This window comes from Streptomyces geranii (assembly GCF_002954775.1).
In the GTDB taxonomy this organism is placed as follows: Bacteria; Actinomycetota; Actinomycetes; order Streptomycetales; family Streptomycetaceae; genus Streptomyces; species Streptomyces geranii.
This window is the reverse complement of record NZ_PJME01000062.1, coordinates 1-21,071: the sequence shown is the minus strand read 5'-3', so window position 1 is coordinate 21,071 and position 21,071 is coordinate 1. Positions and strand designations below refer to the sequence as shown.

The following is a 21,071-nucleotide window of genomic DNA, read 5'->3' as shown; positions in this document are numbered from 1 at the left end:
GGGAAACTCCGGGAATCCCCTGCCCGTCACACGTCCAACTGGTCGGCGACCGCGCGCAGCAGGCCCGCGATCTTCGCGCCCGAGGTCTTCTCGGGGTAGCGGCCCCTTTCCAGCATCGGGGTGATGTTCTCCAGAACGGTCGTCAAATCCTGGACGATCGAGGCCAGTTCGTCCGGCTTCTTGCGCTGCGCCGCCGCGACCGACGGGGTCGGGTCCAGGATCACGACCGAGAGTGCCTGGTCACCGCGTTGCCCGGCGACCACTCCGAACTCCACGCGCTGGCCCGGCTTGAGGGAATCGACTCCGGCGGGCAGGACCGAGGAATGGACGAAGACGTCACCGCCGTCGTCGCGGGAGAGAAAGCCGAAGCCCTTCTCACTGTTGAACCACTTGACCTTGCCGGTGGGCACGTCTGTTCCTCGTCCTCGTACTCGTCGGGAAACTGCTTCGGGAAAACGCTTCGGGAAAACGGGTCTTGATAGCACTCGGGCGGGTCGCTGACCCGCCGGTACCAAGGCTAGTGGGCGGCAGGCAGGTGACAAGACGTCGCCGACTTGTTCCTTCGGGCAGGGAACTACCCTGGTCCAGTGCGTGACAAAACCCAAACGAATTCCGCCGCGGCCGGAGATCGGCTGATCCGTGTCGGTGCCATCGTCTTCTTCGTCGGTGCGGTGGCCACTTTGGTCACCGTGGCCCCATTCCTCCTCGGTACGACGCCATTCCCGACGTTCATGTTCGGCTTGAGCATGCTGATGGGCGTCGGCTTCCTCGTCGCGGGCGCGGGTGTCCTGCGGTCGGTGGCCGAGGGGCGGCGGCAGGCGCGCGCCGTGGTCGTGCCCGAGTAGCGGGTTCCGCTAGCCGGGGTGGGCGGCCAGCCAGGCCGGGAAGTGCGTGAGGTCGTCGAGGACGACGTCCGCGCCGGCCTCGCGCAGCTCAGCGGCGTCGCAGGGCCCGGTGGGCACGGCCACGGACAGGGCACCGGCGGTGCGGGCACCGCGTACGTCCCCGACGTGGTCGCCGACGTACACGCTCGCCCCGTGCTCGCGCAGCGCGACCGCCTTCTGCTCGGCCCAGAGGTTCCCGATGACCGCGTCGGGCTCGATGCCGAGGTGCGCGAGATGGAGCTTGGCGTTCGGCTCGTACTTCGCGGTGACGACGATCGCCCGCCCGCCCGACTCCCGTACGGCCGCTATCGCCTCGCGGGCGCCGCTCATCGCGGGCGTCGCGGTGATGGCGATGGCCGGATACATCGCACGGTAGAGATCGGCCGTCTCCGCGATGCGATCGGCCGGAAACCAGTGCACCAGTTCGTCCGCGAGCGGCGGCCCGAGCCGGGTGATCGCCAGATCGGCGTCGATGTACGTGCCCGTGCGCTCGGCGAGCGCCACGTAGCAGGCGTGGATGCCGGGGCGGGAGTCGATGAGGGTCATGTCGAGGTCGAACCCGACGGTGAACGGGCCAGGGGGTGTGGATGCCATATGCACCATTGTGCGGGAGGGGCGGATCCCGGCCCTCAGCGTGGCCGTTGCGACCGCCAGACCAGGAAGAGGGCGGAGGCGATGGCGGCGCCCCGGACGACCCAGGGCCAGGTCTGGCCGATGGCCTCGTTCATGTGCCCCTCGACGATGGGATCGCCCCAGCGGCCCTGCGTACGTCCCCACAGCCACCCGGCACCGGCCGCGAGCGCCGCGCCCGGGAGGTAGACGACCGCCCATTTCGTCTCGGCCTGGGAGAGGCGGCGGGAGGCGTAGGCGATGGCCCAGCCGAGGAGCAGGGCGAAGAGGTTGCCGAGGACCGCGCCCGCGACGAGGAGTCCGGCGGCGAGGAGGAGGAGCGGGTTGCTCCACTTCCCGGAGGGCAGGGGTACGCGCAGTCGGAGCCGTCGGCGGGGGGTGCCCTGTCCGGCTTCCTCGGACGCGGGCGCCTGCTCGACGGGCTCGTCGGGCTCGACGGCCTCGTCGGCGGGCCGGGCCCTCTGCGGCGGTGCGGAGGGCCGCCTGAGCAGATCGGGGATCTCGACCCCACCGACGAACCCGGCGGGCAGGCTGTCCGAGTCCGAATCCGTGAGCGGGACCCGGCGCCCCGACAACCACCAGTCCCCGCCGCCGGGTTCGCCGCCGTCCGCGAGCTGGGGCGGGGCGGGGTCGCCGTCGGCGGGGAACGGGGCGAACGGCTCCGCGTCCTTGCCCGCGCCGCGCTCAGCAGGGCGCGGACGGGGTACGAGACGCCCTAGCCCCTTGCCCCTGCGCGGCGGTTCGTCACGGTCACGTTGTACGGGCACTGCGGCCCGCGGCGCCTCGGCGGGACCGGAGCCGCCCGCGCCGGCCACGATCTCGTCGGGGGTGCCGATGCGGTCGAGGATGCGGCGGACGGAGGCCGGGCTGTCGACCGGGGCCTTGGCGCGGCGGCGGTCGATCTCGTCGCGCAGCTCCGAGACGAGGCGCATGCGGTCGCCGGAGGGCAACTGGCGCTGTTGGGCCAGGTCTCCGACCTTGCTCAGATACTCGTAGACGACCTGGTCGCTCTCGATACCCACGAAGCGAGACGTTACCGGCATCTCCAGCCCAGACCGCGTTTTTCTCGCCCCCGCCGCCCCTACCCGTTCCCATCCCTGGGGGCTGCCGGCCGTGGCTTGAGTTTTCAGCGCCGGCCGGCATCTCCAGCCCGTCCGGCGTTTGAGGACGAGCGCGTTCAGCGCGACAGGCGGGGGTCTGGGGGCGCAGCCCCCAGCGACGCCCGCACCTACTCCCCGCACCTACGAAAGACACGCCGACGTACCCACCCGCTACCGTGGGCGGGATGAGCACCGAGGAGACACCGGCGCCGCGTTCTCTCGCGGAAGCGCTTCGCGCGCGGGACGACGCGTCGCTGGCCGCGCTGCTGCGCAGCCGTCCCGACCTCATCACGCCCGTCCCGACCGACCTCACCCAGCTGGCCACCCGGGCGGGCACGCGCGCGTCGGTCGTGCGGGCACTGGAGCGGCTGGACAGGTTCGCGCTGCAGACGGCCCAGGCGCTGGCCGTGGCCCCGGAACCGGCGGCGTACGAGGATCTGCTGGCGCTGCTGGCCGGTGACGCGGCCGATCCCGCGGTCGCCGCCGCGCTGCCCCGGGCCCTGACCGTGCTGCGCGAGCAGGCCCTGGTGTGGGGCGGGACCGACCGGCTGCGGCTCGTGCGTACCGCGCGTGAGCTGCTCGCGCCCTCGCCGCAGCATCCGTCGCCGACGGGGCTCGGGCCGACGGTCGCGGAGGCCACGGCGGGGATGTCGCCGGGGCGGATCCAGGAGATCGTGGCGGCGGCGGGGCTCACCTCGACGCACGACGCGGTGAGCGCGGTGGCCTCGCTGACCTCGCTGTTCACCGACCGGAAGAGGATGGGCGCGCTGCTCGACAGCGTCTCGGAGGAGTCCGTCGACGTGCTGCGGCGGCTGGTCTGGGGGCCGCCGTACGGGCAGGTCACCGCCGAACCGGCCGCGCATCTGCGGCGGTTGCTGGACCGGGGGCTCCTGCTGCCGACCGCGCCCGGCACCGTCGTACTCCCCCGCGAGGTGGCCCTGCATCTGCGCGGCGGTCTGGCGCATCGCACGACCGAGCCGTTGCCGCCGGGGGTCGAGCCGGCCGCGGTCCATCGTCCACAGGTTGTGGACAACGCGGCGGCCGGGCAGGCGTACACCGCTCTCGCGACCGTCGAGGAGCTGCTGAAGGAGTGGGACGAGGGCGGGCCTGCCGTGCTGCGGGCCGGTGGGCTCAGTGTCCGGGACCTGAAGCGGACGGCCGTCGCGCTCGACCTCGCCGAGCCTGTGGCCGCCTTCTGGGTCGAACTCGCCTACGCGGCGGGCCTGTTGGCATCCGACGGGGAGGCCGACGAGCGGTACGCGGCGACCCCGGCGTACGACGAGTGGCTGGAGCAGCCCGCCGCGACGCGCTGGGCGCGGCTCGCGCAGGCGTGGCTGACGGCGACCCGGACGGCCGGGGTGATCGGCGGCCGGGACACCAAGGACCGTACGCTGTCCGCCCTCGGCCCGGGTCTGGACCGCTCGGCGGCGCCGGAGGTACGGCACCGGGTGCTGGCCCTGCTGGCCGCGCTCCCGGAGGGCTCCTCGCCGACCGTCGACTCGGTGCTGGCGCGGCTGCACTGGGAGCGTCCGACGCGCGGCCCGCAGCAGGACCGGGAGCGGGACGGCGAGGAGGATCTGCGTACGCGGCTCGCCCGCTGGACCCTCTCCGAGGCCGAGTCGCTGGGTGTCACGGGGCGTGGGGCCCTCTCCGCGCAGGGGCGGGCCCTGATCGGCGCCCCGGCCGCCGCGCCGCAGAAGCAGGACAACCCGTCGGGCCCCGGCGACAAACTCCCGGTGCACCATCACCGGCATCCCGCCCCGGAGCCGCTCACCGGCCCCGAGCAGGCCGCCGCCTCCGCGACCGCCGCCCGGCTGCTCACCCCGCTCCTCCCCGAGCCGCTCGACCACGTCCTCCTCCAGGCCGACCTGACGGCGGTGGCCCCCGGCCCGCTCAAGCGCGCGCTGGCCGATGTGCTGGACGTGCTCGCGGACGTCGAGTCGAAGGGCGGGGCGACGGTCTACCGCTTCACACCGGGCTCCGTACGCCGTGCCCTGGACGCGGGCCGTTCCGCCTCCGACCTGCACGACTTCCTGACCGCCCATTCCCGTACGCCGGTGCCGCAGCCCCTCGCCTACCTGATCGACGACGTGGCCCGCAGGCACGGGCATCTGCGGATCGGCGCGGCCTCGGCGTACGTGCGCTGCGACGACGACTCGGTGCTCAGCGAGATCCTCGCCGACAAGCGGTCCGCGAATCTGCGGCTGCGGCGGCTGGCGCCGACGGTGCTGGCCGCGCAGACCGACCCCGCCTCGCTGCTCGACGGGCTGCGCGCGATGGGGTTCGCGCCGGCCGCCGAGTCCGCCGAGGGCGACGTACTGATCACCCGGGCGCACGCCCACCGCACACCGCCGCGCACGGCCCCCGACCCGGTGCCGGACGGTCCGCCCGCGCCCGACGGCACGCTGCTCTCGGCGGCGATCCGGGCGATCAGGGCGGGCGACCTGGCCTCGACGACCCCGCGCAAACCGACGGACACCCCGGCCGCGAACGGCGACCTCCCGCGCACCAGCTCCGCCGAGACCCTCGCCACCATGCAGGCGGCCGTGATGACGGGCGAGGCGGTGTGGATCGGGTACGTCAACGCGGAGGGCGCCGCCAGTCAGCGCGTCATCGCGCCGATCCGGGTGGAGGGCGGCTTCGTGACGGCGTACGACCACACCGCGGACGAGGTGCGGACGTATCCGCTGCACCGGGTCACGGGCGTGGCGGAGCTGGCGGACGAGCAGTCGTAACGGCGCCGCTCACTCGTACGGGTGGCGTCCCTGATCCATGCGCGCCACGCCGGGAACTTCCTACGCACGAGGGAGGTTGGGGCCCTTCCGGCATCCCCGCGCGGACCGCTGGGCAGCCACGGAACGTCCTGGTCAAGCGCAGTGAAAGGAAGTTCCGTCCCATGCGTGCTGCCCGTCGAGTCGCCACCCTGCTGGCCGCCACCGCCCTGCTCCTGGGCGCCCTCACCACCCAGGCCGCGGCCATCGGCATCGACATCGCCGGACTGGTCATCGAGACACCGCCGATCTGATCCCGACCACGCGCGAAGCACGGCCGGTGCGCGGACCGGGCCCGGCATCCCCGGGCCCGGCCCGCGTGTACGAACCCCCTCCTCCCCCCTCCTCACCCTCCCCCTTGGCAACCACCCTCGGAAAGGCCCCTGACCTCCCCATGCCTGCGAAACCCCCCGCCCGCACCCGTTCCGTCGTCGTCATGGCCACGACCGCCGTGCTGCTCTCCGCAGCCGCGCTGGTCGTCGTCCTCGCGCCCGACTCCTCGGCGGCCCCGGCCGCGCTGTCGCTGCCGCTGCCGTTGCCGGTCGCGGGGGTGGAGTCGCTGGTCACCGAGGGCGTCACCATCGAGGGGCCGCTGGTCAACAACCTGACCCTGCCGCTGGGGAGGTAGCCGGGCCGGGGCCGGTCAGCAGTCCGTGACGGGGGCGTCCGGGGGGAGGCCGAAGTGGGCCCGGGCGGCGGTCTCCAGGGGGGTGGCGGAGAGGGGGTCGCCGGCGGCGGACTCGGCGAAGTGGCTGAAGTGGGCCCGCGTCCACGCCGAGTAGCCCTCGCCGTCCGGCGGCTCCTGACGCGACACGACGCGGTAGTGGCCGTCCGCCTCCCGGGCCAGCCGCACGACCTGCGGGTAGGCGGCGCCACCGCACTCCAGGAGGGCGCCCGCGCGGACCCCGTACTCCACGCACAGGGTGTTGACGCCGGCCCGTACGACGCCGTCGGGGTCCGTCCGGAGGTCCAGTGCCTCCGCCCGGCAGAACCAGCGCGCCCTCAGCGCCGGGACGGTCTCGCCGTAGCCGTCGCCCCGGGAGTCGGCCACGAGGCGGGCCTCGATCACCGGCCGTACCTCGCCCCACAGGCGGGAGTCGATGCCCGGCGGCCACAGCACCCACGCGCCCATGGCCACCAGTACGGCCAGGGCCGCGCCACCGGGGGCCCACACGCGTACGCGTACCGACGTCACCGCGAACTCCTCCCGGCCCGTGCGCACCGCGCGGGTCCGCCTGTTCAGACAGCCGCGGGGCGCTCATGGTTGCCGTGGTTGCCGGAGGGCGTGGCGCATCCGCTCGGCGAAACGGCGGCCGGGGGGCAGGAGTTCGCCGCTGCGGAGGAGGGTGTCGACGGCGGTGCGGGTGTGGCCGTACCAGGTGGTGTGCTCCTGCTCGGCCCGGGGGTCGGGCTCGGCGGCGGCCAGTTCGGTGTGCCAGAAGTCGCAGACGCCGAGGTGGGCGTAGGTGCCCTGGAGGAGGGCGTCGAGGGGGCGGGGGTCGGGGCGCCAGGGGGCGTCGTAGCGGGCCGGGGTGGGCGGGCCGTGCAGCGGGACGAGGTCGAGCAGGGCGCCGAGCTGGACGTGCAGGAACTCGTGGACGAGGGTGAGCGCGAGGAGCACCGGGTCGCCGGGCGGGGAGAGCGCGACGGCGCCGTAGGCCCGGCGGGCGGCGGAACTCACGGAGGTCCCGCCGGGGCCGGGGCGCAGCGGCACGAGGGTGGTCAGACAGGCGGCGACGGCTCGGGCGTGCCAGGGATGACGCCGTACGAGAACCTCCCAGGCCCCGTCGAGCAGCCGCTGCCAGTGCTGGACCTCGTCGGGGGTCTGCGCCCCGGCCGGCGGATGCCCGTGAACGGCACGGAAGGGACCGCGGTCGTCGAGCCGGAGGCGCAGCACGAGGCCGTCGCACCGACTGGACAGCACCAACGGCCCGGACAGCGCGGCGGGCCCGCCCCGGACCAGCTCCCCGAACCAGCCGAGATCGGGCCGCCCGCCCTGGGCGACCTCGGCCAGCGCGCGGGCGAGCCCCTCGTCGAGGTAGGGGTGGAGCATCGTCGACAGCCAGCGCTCCGGGTCCTCGCGGCGCAGCTCGGACAGCCGCAGGAAGTCCCCCTCGAACCCACCGCCAGCCAGCCCCCGCCGCACGGCCACCGCCAGCAGCATGCGCTTGCCGACCTGCCCACGCCCCAGCACGGCGACGGCCCCGGCCCCGCCCCGGGCCCGGGCGACGGCGTCGAACAGACCGGGGTCGATGGCGGAGGGGGTGTCAGGGGTCGGACCGGACGGCGGGAGGGAGGCTGGGTCGGACACGGGGTCTTGCTCCTCGCGGTTCGAGGCGAACACGGGTCAGCACCGCCAGCTCGGGACCGGCCGTACGGACGGCGGCCCCACCGCAGTCACCCAGGCCCCCCAGCGAACTCACCCTCATCCCGCCCCCGTCCGCACCGCCGCCACAAGCTCGGGGACGTCCTCGTTGAGGCGGGTCGCGATGTGGTCGATGAGGGTGGCCAGGTCCGCGCAGTAGACGGAGGGGGCGGCGAAGGGGGTGGTGGTGCCGGGGTGGTAGCGGTGGGCGTACAGGCCGCCGCCGCAGATCGTGGCGCGGGGGCAGGTCGTGCACGGTGGGGCCAGGCCCGCTCTGCCTCGCTGGCGGGCGCGGAACGCCTCGTGGCGGGCCGCGTCCGCGAAGGTGTGGGTGAAGACGTCCAGGCCGGTGGCGGGGGCGCCGGGGTAGGTGACCTTGAGGGAGTCGGCCTGTTCGATCGTGCCGTCCGTCTCCACCACGACCAGGTCCACCGGGGCGAGGCCGACCGACTCGCTGCTGGCCGTGCCGCCGAGCAGCAGGACGGCGATCTCCTCGAAGAGGCGGATGCCGGTCCGCCGGGTCGGGGCTCCGTACCAGTGGTCGAACACCGTGCAGAGCCAGCGTGCGTACGGCACCGGCACCGGCTCCTTCTCCGGTTCCGCTCCGGGTGCTTCGCGGGGCGGGGTTCGGCGGTCCGGCAGGCCCGGGGGTGGGGTGTGCCAGGTGGCGTGCGGGAGGAGGAGGTCCAGGCGGGGCGGGGCGAACTCCAGGAGGGCCTCGTACGTCTCCACCGGGTCCGCCGTCAGGTCGATCGCGCACAGGACGCCCGCGTACAGGGGGCGGTACGGGCCGTCGGCGAGGAGGCGCAGTGCCTTTGCCACGTCCGCGTGGCTGCCTCTGCCGTCCGGGCGGCGGCGGTGGCGGTCGTGGGCGGCGGGGGTGCCGTCCAGGCTGACGCCGATCCGTACGCCGTACCGGGCCAGGACGGGTAACAGCGCGGGGTCCTCCGTCAGCCGCAGGCCGTTCGTCTGGAGGGTGAGCCGCAGGGCCGCCACCCCGTCGAGGGCGTCGACCAGCACCCGCAGCATGGCCTCCAGCCGGGCCGCGCCCACCAGCAGCGGTTCGCCGCCGTGCAGGATGACGTGCACCTCGGCGAGGCCGTGCGCGCGGGCGTGCCCGGCGATGAGGTCGGCGGTCCGGCGTACGGTCTCCGGGTCCATGGTGCGGGGGCGGTCGCGCCAGCTCTGGTCGGCGGACTCGTAGACGTAGCAGTAGTCGCACGCGAGATTGCAACGGCTGTGGATCTTCAGCAGGAACTGCCGGAAGGGAACCATGGTCCGGCCTCGCTGGATCAGGGGTGGTCGCGGATCTGCGGCAGCCTACAGGCTGTCGACTGCCGCCCGGGTTGCGTCCCTTGACGCCCGCTCAGGTCGTCGGCGGCTCGATGTCCGAGTCCAGGCGCACCCCGGCCGCGATCGCCCTGGTCGTCGGATGCTCCGGGCCCAGTGTGCGCCTGGCCCGTTCCAGGGCGTCGTCGCGCAGGTCGTCCGCCTCCGTCGTGCGGGCCAGGGCGCGCAGGGTGAGCGACAGGTTGGACGTACAGCCGATGACGTCGTAGTGGTCGGGCCCGAGGACGGGCAGCAGGCCGTCCCGTACGGCGGTCTCCAGGGCGACGGCCTCGCCGGTGCGGCCGGCCGTCACCAGGTCGTTGGCGTGGTTGAGCATGCAGCTGTACGTGTACAGGTGTGACTCCCCGAGCACGGCGCGCAGTTGCTCCGTGGTGCGGCCCGAGAAGGCGAGCGCCTCCTCCACCCGGCCGAGCAGCCTGAGGTACACCGCCATGTTGTTGGCGCAGACCAGGGTGACCGGGTGCTCCTCCCCGAGGTAGTCCTTGTAGCGGCCCAGCGCCCGCTCGGCCAGCTCCAGCGCCTGCGCGGTCTCGCCGAGCGCGGCGAAGTCGCTGGCCAGGTTGCAGGCGGCGGCGAGGGTGTCGTAGTGGTCGGGGCCGTGCACCAGGAGGAGGCGGTTGTAGATGTCCTGGTCGATGTCGTGGGCCTCGCCGTAGCGGCCGTCCCGGCGCAGGGCGACGGCCAGGTTCTTGCGGGCCCGCAGGGTGTCGCTGTGGCCGTCGCCGAGCACCTGCTGGTAGAGGCGGGTGGTCGTCTCCAACAGGCGTAGTGCCTCGGCCAGTTCGCCCGCCTCGCGCAGGTCGCGGGCGTAGTTGTTGGCGAGGTTCAGGGTGCGCGGCTTCATGCTGCCCTGGTTCTGCCGCTGCCGTTCGTAGGCGGCGCGGTGCAGGTCGAGGGCGGCCCGGCGGTCGCCCGCCAAGTACTCCGACATCCCAAGGTTGTTGAGGTACATCAGGGTCCGCTGGTGGTCCTCGCCGAACTCGCGCAGCGCCACCTCGCAGGTCTGCCGGTCGAGTTCGCGGGCCTCGCGGTAGCGGCCGAGGTTGCGCAGGTCGGCGGCGACGTTCCCGGCCGCGGCGAGGGTGGCGGGGTACTCGGGTCCCTTGGACTCGGTGAACCTCCGCAGCACGTCGGAGTCGAGTTCGTACGCCTCGGTCAACTTGCCCTGCGAGCGCAGGACGTTGCCCAGCTGGGTGCGGAGCATCAGGGTGTGCGGGTCGTCGGGGCCGCCGCCGGGGAAGCCGGGGCGCTCCCAGTGCTCCAGGGTGCGGACGGCGAGGCCGTGGGCGGGGCCGTAGTTGCTGCGCCGCCACAGGTAGCGCACCGAGTCGGTGATCAGTCTGCGGACGTCGGGGCTGGGGTTGGCCGGTGCGCGGCACGGTTCCAGGTGCGGGAGGAGTTCGTCGTACTCGTCCCAGTCGGCGGTGGACTCCGGGTTGCCGGGGTTGGCGTCGGCGAGCGCCGCGTGGACGACCCCGCGCAGTCCGCTCCAGCGCGCGGCGCCGATGTCGTCCCGGATGACCGCCTGGACCAGCCGGTGCACGGTGAGGGTCTCGCTGCCCTGGTCGCTGCGGGCCAGCCCGAACCGGCTGAGGGCGCGCAGGAGTTTGGCGACGGCCATGTCGTCGCGGGGTTCGTCGTCGGCGAGGGTGAGGGCGCGGGTGACGGCCCGGCTGTAGAGCAGCCGCATGGGGATCGGGTCGGGGCCGAAGAAGGAGCAGATCTCCAGCATCTCGACGGCCGCGGGGTTGCGCTCGCGCAGCTCGGCCACCGCCAGTTTCCAGGTCATGGCGGCGGAGGTGGGGTACTCGCGGGGCGGCAGCGAGGTGTCGTCGAGGATGTCGGTGGGCCGGTCGCGCAGCCGGGCGAGGTACATGTCGACGGGCATGCTGCTCTGGCTGAGCCAGACCGCCGCCTGGCCGACCGCGAGCGGCAGGTCGCCGAGTTCGTGCGCGACCTGTTCGGCGTCCTCGGTGGCGAGCAACGGGCTGAACCTGTTGAGGAGTTCGACGCTCTCCGCCCGGGTGAACACCTCCACCTCGGCCCGCCCCACGCTGTTGACCCAGGCCCGGTCGCGGGAGGTGACGAGCACATGCCCGCCGGGCGGCCCCTCGGGCAGCAGGCCCTCCAGCTCGGTGGGGCTGCCCGCGTTGTCGTACACCAGCAGCCAGCGCTTGTACGGCCGTCCCTGCCCGAGCGCGCGCAGCACGGCCTCGGCGGTGCCGCGCACGTCCTCGCCGGCCTCCAGGTCGAGGTAGGGGGCGAGGTCGGCGAGGGCGGAGCGGATGTAGCCGGGCTGGGCGGCGTTCATCCACCAGACCACGTCGTAGGCGGACTTGTAGCGGTGGGCGTACTCCAGGGCGGTCTGGGTCTTGCCCATGCCGCCGAGGCCGTACAGCACCTGGCTGGGCACGGCGGCGGCCGGTCCGGCGGTGAAGTGGTCGCGCAGCCGCTCCAGGAGGGGGCCGCGGCCGGTGAAGGTGAGGTTGCGGGAGGGCAGGCGCTGGGCGCCCGGTATCGAGCCGGGGAAGCCGGCCAGCGGGGCGCCGGGGGCCGGGGTGGTGCCGTCGGCGGGGCGGCGGCCCGGGGGCAGGCCGAGGGCGGCGACGAGCTGGTCGAAGGCCTCGGCGGGGCCGGAGCGGCCGAGGTCGGCGGCGGTGCTGTCGAGGTAGGGCTCGGCGGCGGCCGGGTCGAGGTCCTGGAGGCGGACGGCGACCAGGCCGGGGCCGCCGGTGGTCTCGTGCCCGGCGAGCTGGAAGCGGACCGCGGCGGCCCGTTGCTGCGCCGCGTACTCCGGGGACAGCAGGGCCAGTACCCGGCCCTGGCCGCTCAGCGTGCCGGCCACCTCGGGCAGCGTGCCGCCGACCGGGCCGACGGTGCTGTGCAGGGAGACCTGGTAGCCGACCGACTCCAGGGCCTCGGCGGCCCACTCGGCCCACATGCGGCCGAGGGGCGCGTAGCTGACGTAGATCTGCGTGGGCAGGGTGCGCGGGACGCGGAGGTAGGCGGTGCGCAGCTCGGCGCGGCGCTCGGGAGGCAGCGGGGCGAGCCGGCGCACCTGCCCGTCCGAGATCCACTCGGTGAGGCGTTCGAAGGCGGTGAGCAGCGAGCGTTCCTGGCGGGGCCGGTCGGCGATGGTGGCGGGGATCTCCTCGTAGGCGTAGAACGCCTTGTACGGGATCTCGATCTCGCCCCAGTAGCGGGCGTGCTCCTCCTCGCCGAGCCAGGACAGGAAGGGCCCGAACTCGGTGCGGCTGAAGTCCCGTCCGGCTTCGAGGCGTTCGGTCTCGGCCTCCTCGACCCGCATGGGGACGGGCAGCACCTTGATGGGGCGGGGCGCGGAGCGCTGTACGGCGGCTGCCGCGTCGACCCCGCCGCGGATGCTCTGGACGCTCATGGTGAAGCAGTCGACGAGGATGTCGGGCAGCAGGATCGTACAGATCCCCGAGGTGTCGCTGACGCCGGTCCGGCTGTCGATCAGGACGTAGTCGTAGGAGGAGATCATCTCCTCGCGCAGCGCCTGGAGGAAGTGGCCGCCGCCGCGCTGGTCGTAGAAGGTGTGCCAGTTGAAGCTGGTGACGGCGGCGGAGTAGGCGGCCGACTGCCGTCCGGCGGGCACGAAGTCGAGCCGCCCGCCGGAGGGCAGTTCGAGGAGCAGCCCGATGGTGTACGGGCCCAGGTCGGCGGAGGCGCGCAGCCAGTCGTCGGCGGTGGCGGTCGCCGAGGCGGCGGCGGTGCCGTCCGGGCGGGGCTGCTGCGGGACGCCGCCGGGGGGCGTGGCGCGGACGGCCGGCTCCTGCGGACTCAGCACCGTACGCACGTACGACTGCACCATGTTGATCAGACCGTTGGAGGAGCGCAGCTCGGGGTCGACCAGCAGCGGGTGCAGATAGCGGTGCAGGCCGGGCGCCTCCAGGTCCCAGTCGACCAGCAGGACGCGGTGGCCGGCGGCGGCGAGGATCCAGCCGACGTTGGCCAGCGCCATGGTGCGTCCGGTGCCGCCCTTGTACGAGTAGAACGTGACGATCTTGCCCGGTCCGGCAGCCGGTCCGGTAGGCCTACTGGTCATCGTCGTATGTCCTTAGTAGCGAGGCGCGGGCGGTCCGCCGGGCTCCTCGGGGTCGTCGGGGTCGTGTCTGTCGAAGTCCCGGAGCCGCTCCGGGGGCGGTTCCTGCGGGGCGGAGGGGCCCGGGCCCGGGACGGTGAGGCCGTGCAGCGGCGGCGGGGGCGGGCCCTCCGGGAGCCGGAAGGGGGTGGTGGTCTCCATCTCCATCAGCCGGTTCTGCGCGACCGCCAGCATCACGGCGAGCCGGTCGTCGAAGTCCTCCGCGTCCACCCGCACCCGGAACAGTTCGTCGTGCGGGTCGTTGCGCCGCCGCCAGTTGCGCCACAGCACCTGGCTGAGGTCCTGCCAGATCGCGTCGTCGCCCGACTCCTCGTCGGCGTCGTGACAGGGCACCAGAACACCGGTGGCCGGGCGGTACTCGCCGTCGTACTCGGCGAGCGCGTCCCGGTAGGCCTCGGAGCGCACGGCCCAGGGGTCGACCAGCAGGATGCTCGTCTGGTTGTTGCCCATCGTCTCGTCGAGCCGCCCGCTGAGCCCGGCGTCGACGACCTCGATGTTGCTGGTGTACCCCTCCTCCACGATCACCTTCTGCGCCCGGTGGGCGACCGTGGGGTACTTCGGCGGGTGGTACGGCGTCCACTCGCGCGGCGAGCGCCCGTAGTACTCCGTACGCCGCCGCCCCTCCGGCAGCGGGTCGGCGACCCCGGCGGCGAGGAAGACCTGGACGTGTCCGGTGCCGGGTTCGGCGGTACGGGGCTGCTCGGCCGCCGGGAACAGCCCGCGCACCTCGGTGAGGTCGAGGCCGGGCGTGAGCGGCAGCCGAAACCGGTCGGCGGCCACCCGGACCCGCGCGGCCACCCGCTCGACGACCCTGCGGTACACGGGCCCGGTCGGATCGGTACGCAGGATGTGCATCAGCCCGTGGGTGGCGTACTCCTGCCCCATCCCGGCCTCGTTGTACTGGTACCGGCCGATCCCGTCGGGCAGCTCGCCCTCCATGGGCACCCACAGCACCGGCACGAGGGCGGGGACGTCGATCTCGGTCTCCTGCCGGTACTTGTCCAGCCGCTCGCGGAACGCCGTCCACTCCTTGCCGCAGTACTCGCTGCTCAGATAGGAGGGGGAGTACAGCGCGACGAACGCCCGGCAGTGCCCGACGGCGCCGCCGAGGACCCGGGCCCAGTCCGAGCCGAGGCCCAGCCGCTCGACGTCCCGGAACGGCGGCTGCGCGGCCGGATCGGCGCCTATGTCGCGTAACTCCAGCGCGAGGTCGTCGTAGAACCGCTTCACGAACTCGTCGCGATCGTCCTTCCGCGCATAGCTGAGGAAGAAGTACGGCTCCTGAACCAAAGCGCCCCCCGATACCTCCCGGGCTGACCCGACGGGCTGACCTGGCGGCATGCCGCCTGACGCCGGAACACGTCCGGGTCATACCCAGAGGGATGCCGCCCCAAGCTGCCCAACCCGATCTCGAATATCAGATCGAGGAGTCGAACGCCGCATACGGCACCCCGACCGGATTGACCGCCTCGTCGACCACCCGCCGCAGCAACGCACCGAGCGCGTTACCGGGCAGCTTCTCGACCAGTTCGTCCAGCGCCTCCATGCTCAGCTCCGTGACATCGAGCAGACACGAGTCGATACGGGCGGCGCTGGCATCCATCGGCATCCTTCACACATACGCGTGCGCTGTCGAGGTCCGTGGCACGCGAAACCTGTCGCAGCGTATAGGGACTCGGACGCCTGATCCAGAACAACAACCCACTCCGTGACCCCCGCACAGCCTTTCGTAACCGGCGGGGGCTCGGGGGTCACCCGCACGATGGGGCACACTGGACGTTTGACCGTACGGAAGGGATGTGTACGTACGTGAATGGTCCACTCATCGTCCAGTCGGACAAGACCCTGCTCCTGGAGGTCGACCACGAGCAGGCGGGCGAGTGCCGTCGGGCCATCGCGCCGTTCGCGGAGCTGGAGCGGGCGCCGGAGCACATCCACACCTACCGGGTGACCCCGCTGGGGCTGTGGAACGCGCGGGCGGCGGGGCACGACGCCGAGCAGGTCGTCGACGCGCTCGTGAAGTACAGCCGCTATCCCGTGCCGCACGCGCTGCTCGTCGACATCGCCGAGACGATGGACCGCTACGGCCGCCTCACCCTCTCCAAGCACCCGGCCCACGGTCTGGTCCTGACGACCACCGACCGCCCGATCCTCGAAGAGATCCTCCGCTCGAAGCGGGTCACCCCGCTCGTCGGCGCCCGTCTGGACCCCGACACGGTCGCCGTGCACCCCTCCGAACGCGGCCAGATCAAGCAGGTGCTGCTCAAGCTGGGCTGGCCGGCCGAGGACCTCGCCGGGTACGTGGACGGCGAGGCGCATCCGATCGAGCTGGCGGAGGACGGCTGGGCGCTGCGCCCGTACCAGCAGCAGGCCGTGGAGGGCTTCTGGCACGGCGGGAGTGGCGTGGTGGTCCTGCCCTGCGGTGCGGGGAAGACGCTGGTCGGAGCCGGGGCGATGGCCCAGGCGAAGGCCACGACGCTGATCCTCGTCACGAACACGGTCTCGGCCCGGCAGTGGAAGCACGAGCTGGTGAAGCGGACGTCGCTGACCGAGGAGGAGATCGGGGAGTACAGCGGTACGCGCAAGGAGATCCGCCCGGTCACCATCGCGACGTACCAGGTGCTCACGACCAGGCGGAAGGGCGTCTACCCGCACCTGGAGCTGTTCGACTCCCGCGACTGGGGGCTCATCGTGTACGACGAGGTGCACCTGCTGCCCGCGCCCGTCTTCAAGTTCACGGCCGACCTGCAGGCCCGGCGGCGGCTCGGCCTCACCGCGACCCTGGTCCGGGAGGACGGGCGCGAGTCGGACGTCTTCTCCCTCATCGGGCCGAAGCGTTTCGACGCGCCCTGGAAGGAGATCGAGGCGCAGGGCTACATCGCGCCCGCGGACTGCGTCGAGGTGCGGGTGAACCTGACCGAATCGGAGCGGCTCGCGTACGCCACCGCCGAGACGGAGGAGAAGTACCGCTTCTGTGCGACCACCGCGACCAAGCGCAAGGTCACGGAGGCGATCGTGCGCCGATTCGCCGGGCAGCAGATCCTCGTCATCGGCCAGTACATCGACCAACTGGACGAACTGGGCGAGCACTTGAACGCGCCCGTCATCAAGGGCGAGACCCCGAACTCGCAGCGCGAGAAGCTCTTCGAGGCGTTCAGGCAGGGCGAGATCAGCGTGCTGGTGGTGTCCAAGGTCGCGAACTTCTCGATCGACCTGCCGGAGGCGACGGTCGCCATCCAGGTCTCGGGCACCTTCGGGTCACGGCAGGAGGAGGCCCAGCGGCTGGGCCGGGTCCTGCGCCCCAAGGCCGACGGCCACAAGGCGCACTTCTACTCGGTCGTCGCGCGCGACACCATCGACCAGGACTTCGCGGCCCATCGGCAGCGGTTCCTGGCGGAGCAGGGGTACGCCTACCGGATCATGGACGCGGACGAGCTGCTGGCCGGGGGCTGAGGCCACTGCCACTGTCGACGTCGACAGTGGCGCGAATTCGCACGTACATGCACAATCGGCTGGCGTCGCCGTGACCAGGTGACGGAGTACCCGCACGGTGTCATGGGGGAGACGTGGGACGGCGCGAGAGCAGCATCGATCCGACGAGAGGGGTCCTGGAGCGGTTCGCCCACGACCTCCGTCTGTTGCGGCGGCAGGCGGGGTCCCCCTCCTACCAGCAGTTGGCCGCGCACACCCATTTCGCCTCCTCCACGCTCGCCGCCTGCGCGTCCGGCAAGCGGCTGCCCAGCGCCGCCGTGCTGGAGGCGTACGTGCGGGCCTGCGGGGGCGACGTCACGGAGTGGGAGGCCCGCCGCGTCCGTACGAGGATCCGGCTGGACACGGGCGAGGGTGAGGGCGAGGGCACTCCGGTCGGGGAGCGCCCAGGGCCGATCGCGGCGAGCGCCGAGCCCGTCTCCCGGGAAGCCGGGCCGGTTGTGTCAGCCGTGCCGGACGCGCCTGTGGTTCCGTCCGTACCCGCGCCGCCCCTGTTCCCGTTGCCCGAGGCCGTGCGGCGGCCGGCGCGGCGCGGGGGTGCGTGGTGGTGGCGTGTCACGGTCCTGGGGCTGATCCTGTTCGGCTGTTGCGCCTCGGAGGTGAACGCGTCACACGACACCTCCCCGTCCTCCCGGTCCTCCTCGACCGCCGCGACGCCCCTCTCGGACCGGGCCGACGAGGCGAGGTGGCTGAATCCCCGCGCCGGGATACCGGACCGCTTCCGGCCCGCCATCGTCCGCGCGGGCACGATGTGCCCGGTGCCGCAGATCACGCCCGCCCTGGTCGCGGCCATCCTCGCCGCCGAGAGCGGCTTCGACCCCGATCTGGCCGATCCGGCCGCGCAGGAGTACGGGATCGCGCGGTGGACGCCACGGGTCCTGCGGTACTACCTGCCCCCGGACCAGCAGGGCCGGGTCCCGGTGCCGCCGTTCGACCCCGAGGAGTCGATCCTGGCCCTCGGCCGGATGCTGTGTTCGCTGGCTCCGCAGCTGGAGGGCGTCGCCGGTGACCCGGTGATGAACCTGGCCGCCTCCTACCGCACGGCCACGTTCGTCGTACAGCAGGAGAACGGCGTACCGGCCCGCCTGCTGCCGTACATCCGCCGCGTGCGCGGTCATCTGCTGGACTACGCGCCCACGCCCGGGACGTGTCTGCCCTACGAGGTCGAGCGGAGTTCGTATCCGGCGCCCTGCGCGGACGCCGGGGCACGGGCACAGCGCTGAGACTCCGCCACCGAACGGCGCGCCCCGTACAGGCGGGGCGCGCCCGGTGACTCATCACCTCGACCGACCCGACGGCCTCAGTCGAGGTTGGGCGGGTTGCCGGGGCTGCTGGTGCCGCAGGACGGTACGCCGTCGAGCCAGGCGGGGCCCTGGAGGTAGATGTTGTTGACCCAGCCGCCGAAGTCCGGCAGGTAGGACCACGCGCTGTTCGTGAGTCCCTCGGCCGTCACCGACTCACCGCGTGTCTGGCAGCGGATACGCACGTTGGTCGGCCCGCTGAAGGTGTGCACCGTCGCGGTGGACGTCGAGGAGTCGGCGTGCACCTGGACACCGGAACCCCACGTGCTGAAGCCGGGATCGGCGACCGGGGCGCTGCCGGGGCCGCACGGCGGAACGCCGTCGAGCCAGGCGGGACCCTGGAGGAAGATGTTGCTGATCCAGGCTTTCTGGTCGGGCAGGTACGACCAGGCGTCGTTGGTGACGCCCTCAGCGGTCACGGACTCGGCGTGCTGCTGGCAGGAGACCGTCACCCTGGTGGGGGTGGCGAAGACCGGCCCCAGCGGCGCCGAGACGGAGGGCCGCTGACGGGTGTTGACGTCCGTGCCCCAGGTGGAGAACCCGCCGCTGCCCGCGCCCGTGTTCCCGTCGCACGCGGGCACGCCCACGAGCCAGTCGGCGCCCTGGACGTAGATGTTGCTGACCCAGCCGCCGTAGTCGGGCAGATACGACCAGACGTCGTTGGTGTAGCCCTCGGCGGTCACGGACTCGGCCCGCTTCTGGCACTGGATCGCCACCGACATGGGTGCCGAGAAGGTGGCCACGGGTGTCCCCGTACGGGAGGGCAGGGGACGTACGTTGACTCCGGTGGCCCAGGTCTGGAACCGTCCGGACCCGCCGCCCCCCGAGCCGTCGCAGGCGGGTACGCCGTCGAGCCAGGCCGCGCCCTGGACGTAGATGTTGCTGACCCAGCCGCCGTAGTCGGGCAGATACGACCAGGCGTCGTTGGTGTAGCCCTCGGCGGTCACCGACTCGCCGTGCTGCTGGCACTGGACCTTGATGGCCGTGGGGCCGTCGAGGGTCACCACGACGGGGGCGGACTGCCCGGCGGAGGCGCGTACGTTCACATGGTCGCCCCAGGTGCTGTGGTCGCCGCCCGCGCCGGTCCCGCCGGAGGCGGCGAGGCGGATGGCGCCGGTGTAACCATTGTGGCTGGAGAACTGCGACACCATGATGTGGGTGTCCGACTCACGCGCCTCGACGATCTTCCCGTCGCCCAGGTACATGGCCACGTGGTGGATGGGCGAGCCGAAGAAGACCAGGTCGCCGGCTTGCAGCGGCGCGATGCCCTGGGCGGCGGAGAAGCGGTTGGTGGCCGGCAGCTGGAACTCCTGGGCGGCGGTGCGCTGCCCCATGACGTCGTACCCGACGGCCTTCGCCCAGGCGTAGCGGACGAAGCCCGAGCAGTCGAACCCCTTCCGGTACGGATCGTTCTTGCTGCGTTCGGGATCGCCGGTGTCCACGAATCCGTAGGACGCTCCCGGCGCCGGGCCGTGTCCCCCGCCCCAGCTGTACCAGGTACCGATACTGACCTCGCGGCACGCCCAGTCGACGGCCCGGGCGGCGGCGTCGTTGGGCGCGACCACCGTCATTCCGCAGTCGCGGCCGGGGTTCCAGGTGGGAGTGGGCGGCGGGCCGCTGATGCCCTCCATCTGCTTGGCGAACCAGGTACCGAGGCTCCGGCGGTAGTCGATGTTGCCGCAGCAGGACTGGTAGCTGGTGTGGATCTCGGCGCCCAGTGCGTCGCTCTCGCTCTGCCGCGGGTCGCAGACCATGTCCCCGACGACGCAGAAGTCGAGGCTGCGCCCGGCGATGTCGGACGGCAGGAGGCGTGGTTCGAGGAGGCCGCCCTCGGTGTTCTTGCCGGCCTCGCCGGTGCGGTAGTCCACGTGCAGCGCGTAGGAGGCCCGGCCCGCGGGGCTGTGCGGGTCGGCCAGCATCAGTACGGCGCCGATGTGGCTTCGCTCGTCGGCGGAGAGGTTGTCGATCGCGTCGTGCACCACGTTGGCGCCCTGGGAGTAGCCGACGAGACCGATGCGCGAGGAGGGGCACATGCTCGCCCACTTGCGTACGACCTGGACCATCTGCCTGGTCCCGGTGTTGCGCGAGTCGACCCAGGTCGAACTCGTCACCATGTTGTCGAAGCTGACGTCCGCGGCAGGGTAGGGCAGCGGGTAGTACTCGGTCGACGATCCGCTGAGGCCGGCGATCTGGGCCTCGCGGAGGTAGGCACCCACACGGTCGCCCATGTGTTCGAGGCCGGGCAGCGGCGGGTTCTCGGGGGAGTTCTCACCCGATCCTCGGGCCCCGATGACCAGGTTGTCCGAGCAGAAAAGGGGGAGTCCCTGGTCCCACGGCTGGGCATCCACGGGACTGAAACTGGCCGCCTGGGCCGGGGAGGCCGCGACGAGCGGCAGCAGGGTGAGGGCCAGCGCGGCGGTCAGCAGCCGCACGACCCGTCTGACAGACATGGTGAGGAGGGGTCCCTTCGGTACGGGAGTCGCAGTCGTACGACGCGCGGGGCAGCGGCGCCGCAGTCCATGCAACGTCCCGTCGGGCCCTTCTCCACAGGGGATAGAGAATCCGCGGACAATCCGTCGACAACGAGACGACCGGAAGGGAAGCAGGCAGGACGGAAGCTCACCTGCGGCTGCGGCGCACGCCCGCCTCCTCTCCGTACTCGCCGAGGAGTACGACGCTCAGGGCGGCGCCGGTGAACACCCGGACGGCGCGGAGGGCGTCGCCGAGGCGGTGGCTGTGGCCGGCTTGCACGGCGGTGGCGCCGGGGCGGCGGGCGGACAGGGACGCGGGGGTGAGGGTTGCTGCGCTCATGTATCCAGGGTGGCGCCCGGGGCCCGCGTTTCCATCACCCTGCGGGGCGAACCGGGGTCATCACCCCGTACGACTCCGGGGGGACGTCTCCCCCACAGGGAGGTGGAGCCCACCCCCTAGGTCGTGTCCGCAAAGTGGTTGGCGCGTTGGTCTGTTCGTGGTGCGTCGTCATGAGCTGACTGATCAGGCATGGGCAGTGATCGAGCCGCTGCTGGTTCCGCCTCGGATGGGACGGCCGGTGCGG

The 21,071-nt window shown here is 72.7% G+C and carries 17 protein-coding genes; 6 read left to right on the top strand and 11 right to left on the bottom strand.

Annotated elements, in window-relative coordinates; translation table 11 throughout:
* Nucleotides 1-26 precede the first annotated feature (26 nt).
* Nucleotides 27-410 carry a cold-shock protein gene (locus tag CW359_RS47240; RefSeq protein ID WP_006380984.1) on the bottom strand — a complete coding sequence of 128 codons (384 nt, stop codon included), beginning with the start codon at nt 408-410 and terminating at the stop codon, nt 27-29.
* A 177-nt stretch (nt 411-587) separates the two neighbouring features.
* Between CW359_RS47240 and CW359_RS39890 the strand changes: the two genes are divergently transcribed.
* A complete protein-coding gene (locus tag CW359_RS39890; protein WP_105975140.1) occupies nt 588-845 on the top strand; it encodes a hypothetical protein in 258 nt (85 codons plus the stop codon).
* Nucleotides 846-854: 9 nt separating this feature from the next.
* Here the strand turns inward: CW359_RS39890 and CW359_RS39885 are convergent, their stop codons facing one another.
* Together CW359_RS39885 and CW359_RS39880 are read right to left on the bottom strand one after the other, a co-directional pair.
* Nucleotides 855-1,487, bottom strand: coding sequence for an HAD family hydrolase (locus tag CW359_RS39885; RefSeq protein ID WP_408647573.1), 633 nt, complete (start codon nt 1,485-1,487; stop codon nt 855-857).
* A 26-nt stretch (nt 1,488-1,513) separates the two neighbouring features.
* Nucleotides 1,514-2,536 carry a hypothetical protein gene (locus tag CW359_RS39880; protein WP_105975138.1) on the bottom strand — a complete coding sequence of 341 codons (1,023 nt, stop codon included), beginning with the start codon at nt 2,534-2,536 and terminating at the stop codon, nt 1,514-1,516.
* Between the two features lie 263 nt (nt 2,537-2,799).
* Here CW359_RS39880 and CW359_RS39875 point away from each other — a divergent pair, with 263 nt between their 5' ends.
* From CW359_RS39875 to CW359_RS39870, 3 genes are all read left to right on the top strand, one after another.
* The gene (locus CW359_RS39875; protein WP_105975137.1) at nt 2,800-5,349 is read left to right on the top strand and encodes a helicase-associated domain-containing protein; all 2,550 of its coding nucleotides are present in this window, start codon (nt 2,800-2,802) and stop codon (nt 5,347-5,349) included.
* 161 nt (nt 5,350-5,510) lie between these two features.
* Entirely contained in the window at nt 5,511-5,639 is a 129-nt protein-coding gene (locus tag CW359_RS47235; protein ID WP_269805623.1) for a hypothetical protein, read from the top strand.
* Between the two features lie 140 nt (nt 5,640-5,779).
* Nucleotides 5,780-6,013: a hypothetical protein gene (locus tag CW359_RS39870; RefSeq protein WP_105975136.1), complete on the top strand. Its 234-nt coding sequence runs from the start codon at nt 5,780-5,782 to the stop codon at nt 6,011-6,013.
* A 15-nt stretch (nt 6,014-6,028) separates the two neighbouring features.
* Here CW359_RS39870 and CW359_RS39865 read toward each other — a convergent pair whose 3' ends face one another.
* From CW359_RS39865 to fxsA, 6 genes are all read right to left on the bottom strand, one after another.
* Nucleotides 6,029-6,580 (bottom strand): hypothetical protein, encoded by a 552-nt coding sequence (locus CW359_RS39865; protein WP_232838808.1) that lies wholly within the window; start codon nt 6,578-6,580, stop codon nt 6,029-6,031.
* A 63-nt stretch (nt 6,581-6,643) separates the two neighbouring features.
* Nucleotides 6,644-7,696 (bottom strand): aKG-HExxH-type peptide beta-hydroxylase, encoded by a 1,053-nt coding sequence (locus CW359_RS39860; protein ID WP_157968732.1) that lies wholly within the window; start codon nt 7,694-7,696, stop codon nt 6,644-6,646.
* A gap of 114 nt (nt 7,697-7,810) precedes the next feature.
* A complete protein-coding gene (locus tag CW359_RS39855; protein WP_105975134.1) occupies nt 7,811-9,025 on the bottom strand; it encodes an FxsB family cyclophane-forming radical SAM/SPASM peptide maturase in 1,215 nt (404 codons plus the stop codon).
* A 91-nt stretch (nt 9,026-9,116) separates the two neighbouring features.
* Nucleotides 9,117-13,169, bottom strand: a complete 4,053-nt coding sequence (fxsT, locus tag CW359_RS39850) for an FxSxx-COOH system tetratricopeptide repeat protein (RefSeq protein WP_105975133.1) — start codon at nt 13,167-13,169, stop codon at nt 9,117-9,119.
* A gap of 12 nt (nt 13,170-13,181) precedes the next feature.
* A complete protein-coding gene (gene fsxC, locus CW359_RS39845; RefSeq protein ID WP_105975132.1) occupies nt 13,182-14,516 on the bottom strand; it encodes an FxsC protein in 1,335 nt (444 codons plus the stop codon).
* A gap of 127 nt (nt 14,517-14,643) precedes the next feature.
* Nucleotides 14,644-14,829, bottom strand: coding sequence for an FxSxx-COOH cyclophane-containing RiPP peptide (fxsA, locus tag CW359_RS39840; protein WP_157968731.1), 186 nt, complete (start codon nt 14,827-14,829; stop codon nt 14,644-14,646).
* A 206-nt stretch (nt 14,830-15,035) separates the two neighbouring features.
* Between fxsA and CW359_RS39835 the strand changes: the two genes are divergently transcribed.
* Together CW359_RS39835 and CW359_RS39830 are read left to right on the top strand one after the other, a co-directional pair.
* The gene (locus CW359_RS39835; protein WP_105975162.1) at nt 15,036-16,679 is read left to right on the top strand and encodes a DNA repair helicase XPB; all 1,644 of its coding nucleotides are present in this window, start codon (nt 15,036-15,038) and stop codon (nt 16,677-16,679) included.
* A 113-nt stretch (nt 16,680-16,792) separates the two neighbouring features.
* Nucleotides 16,793-17,938 (top strand): helix-turn-helix domain-containing protein, encoded by a 1,146-nt coding sequence (locus CW359_RS39830; protein ID WP_105975130.1) that lies wholly within the window; start codon nt 16,793-16,795, stop codon nt 17,936-17,938.
* Between the two features lie 77 nt (nt 17,939-18,015).
* On the opposite strand, the gene CW359_RS39825 is transcribed toward CW359_RS39830, so the two are convergent.
* On the bottom strand, nt 18,016-20,466 hold the full coding sequence (locus CW359_RS39825) for a cutinase family protein (RefSeq protein ID WP_105975129.1): 2,451 nt from the start codon (nt 20,464-20,466) through the stop codon (nt 18,016-18,018).
* A gap of 169 nt (nt 20,467-20,635) precedes the next feature.
* Complete coding sequence (locus tag CW359_RS39820) at nt 20,636-20,827, bottom strand: hypothetical protein (RefSeq protein ID WP_105975128.1); 192 nt, start codon at nt 20,825-20,827, stop codon at nt 20,636-20,638.
* Nucleotides 20,828-21,071: the final 244 nt, after the last annotated feature.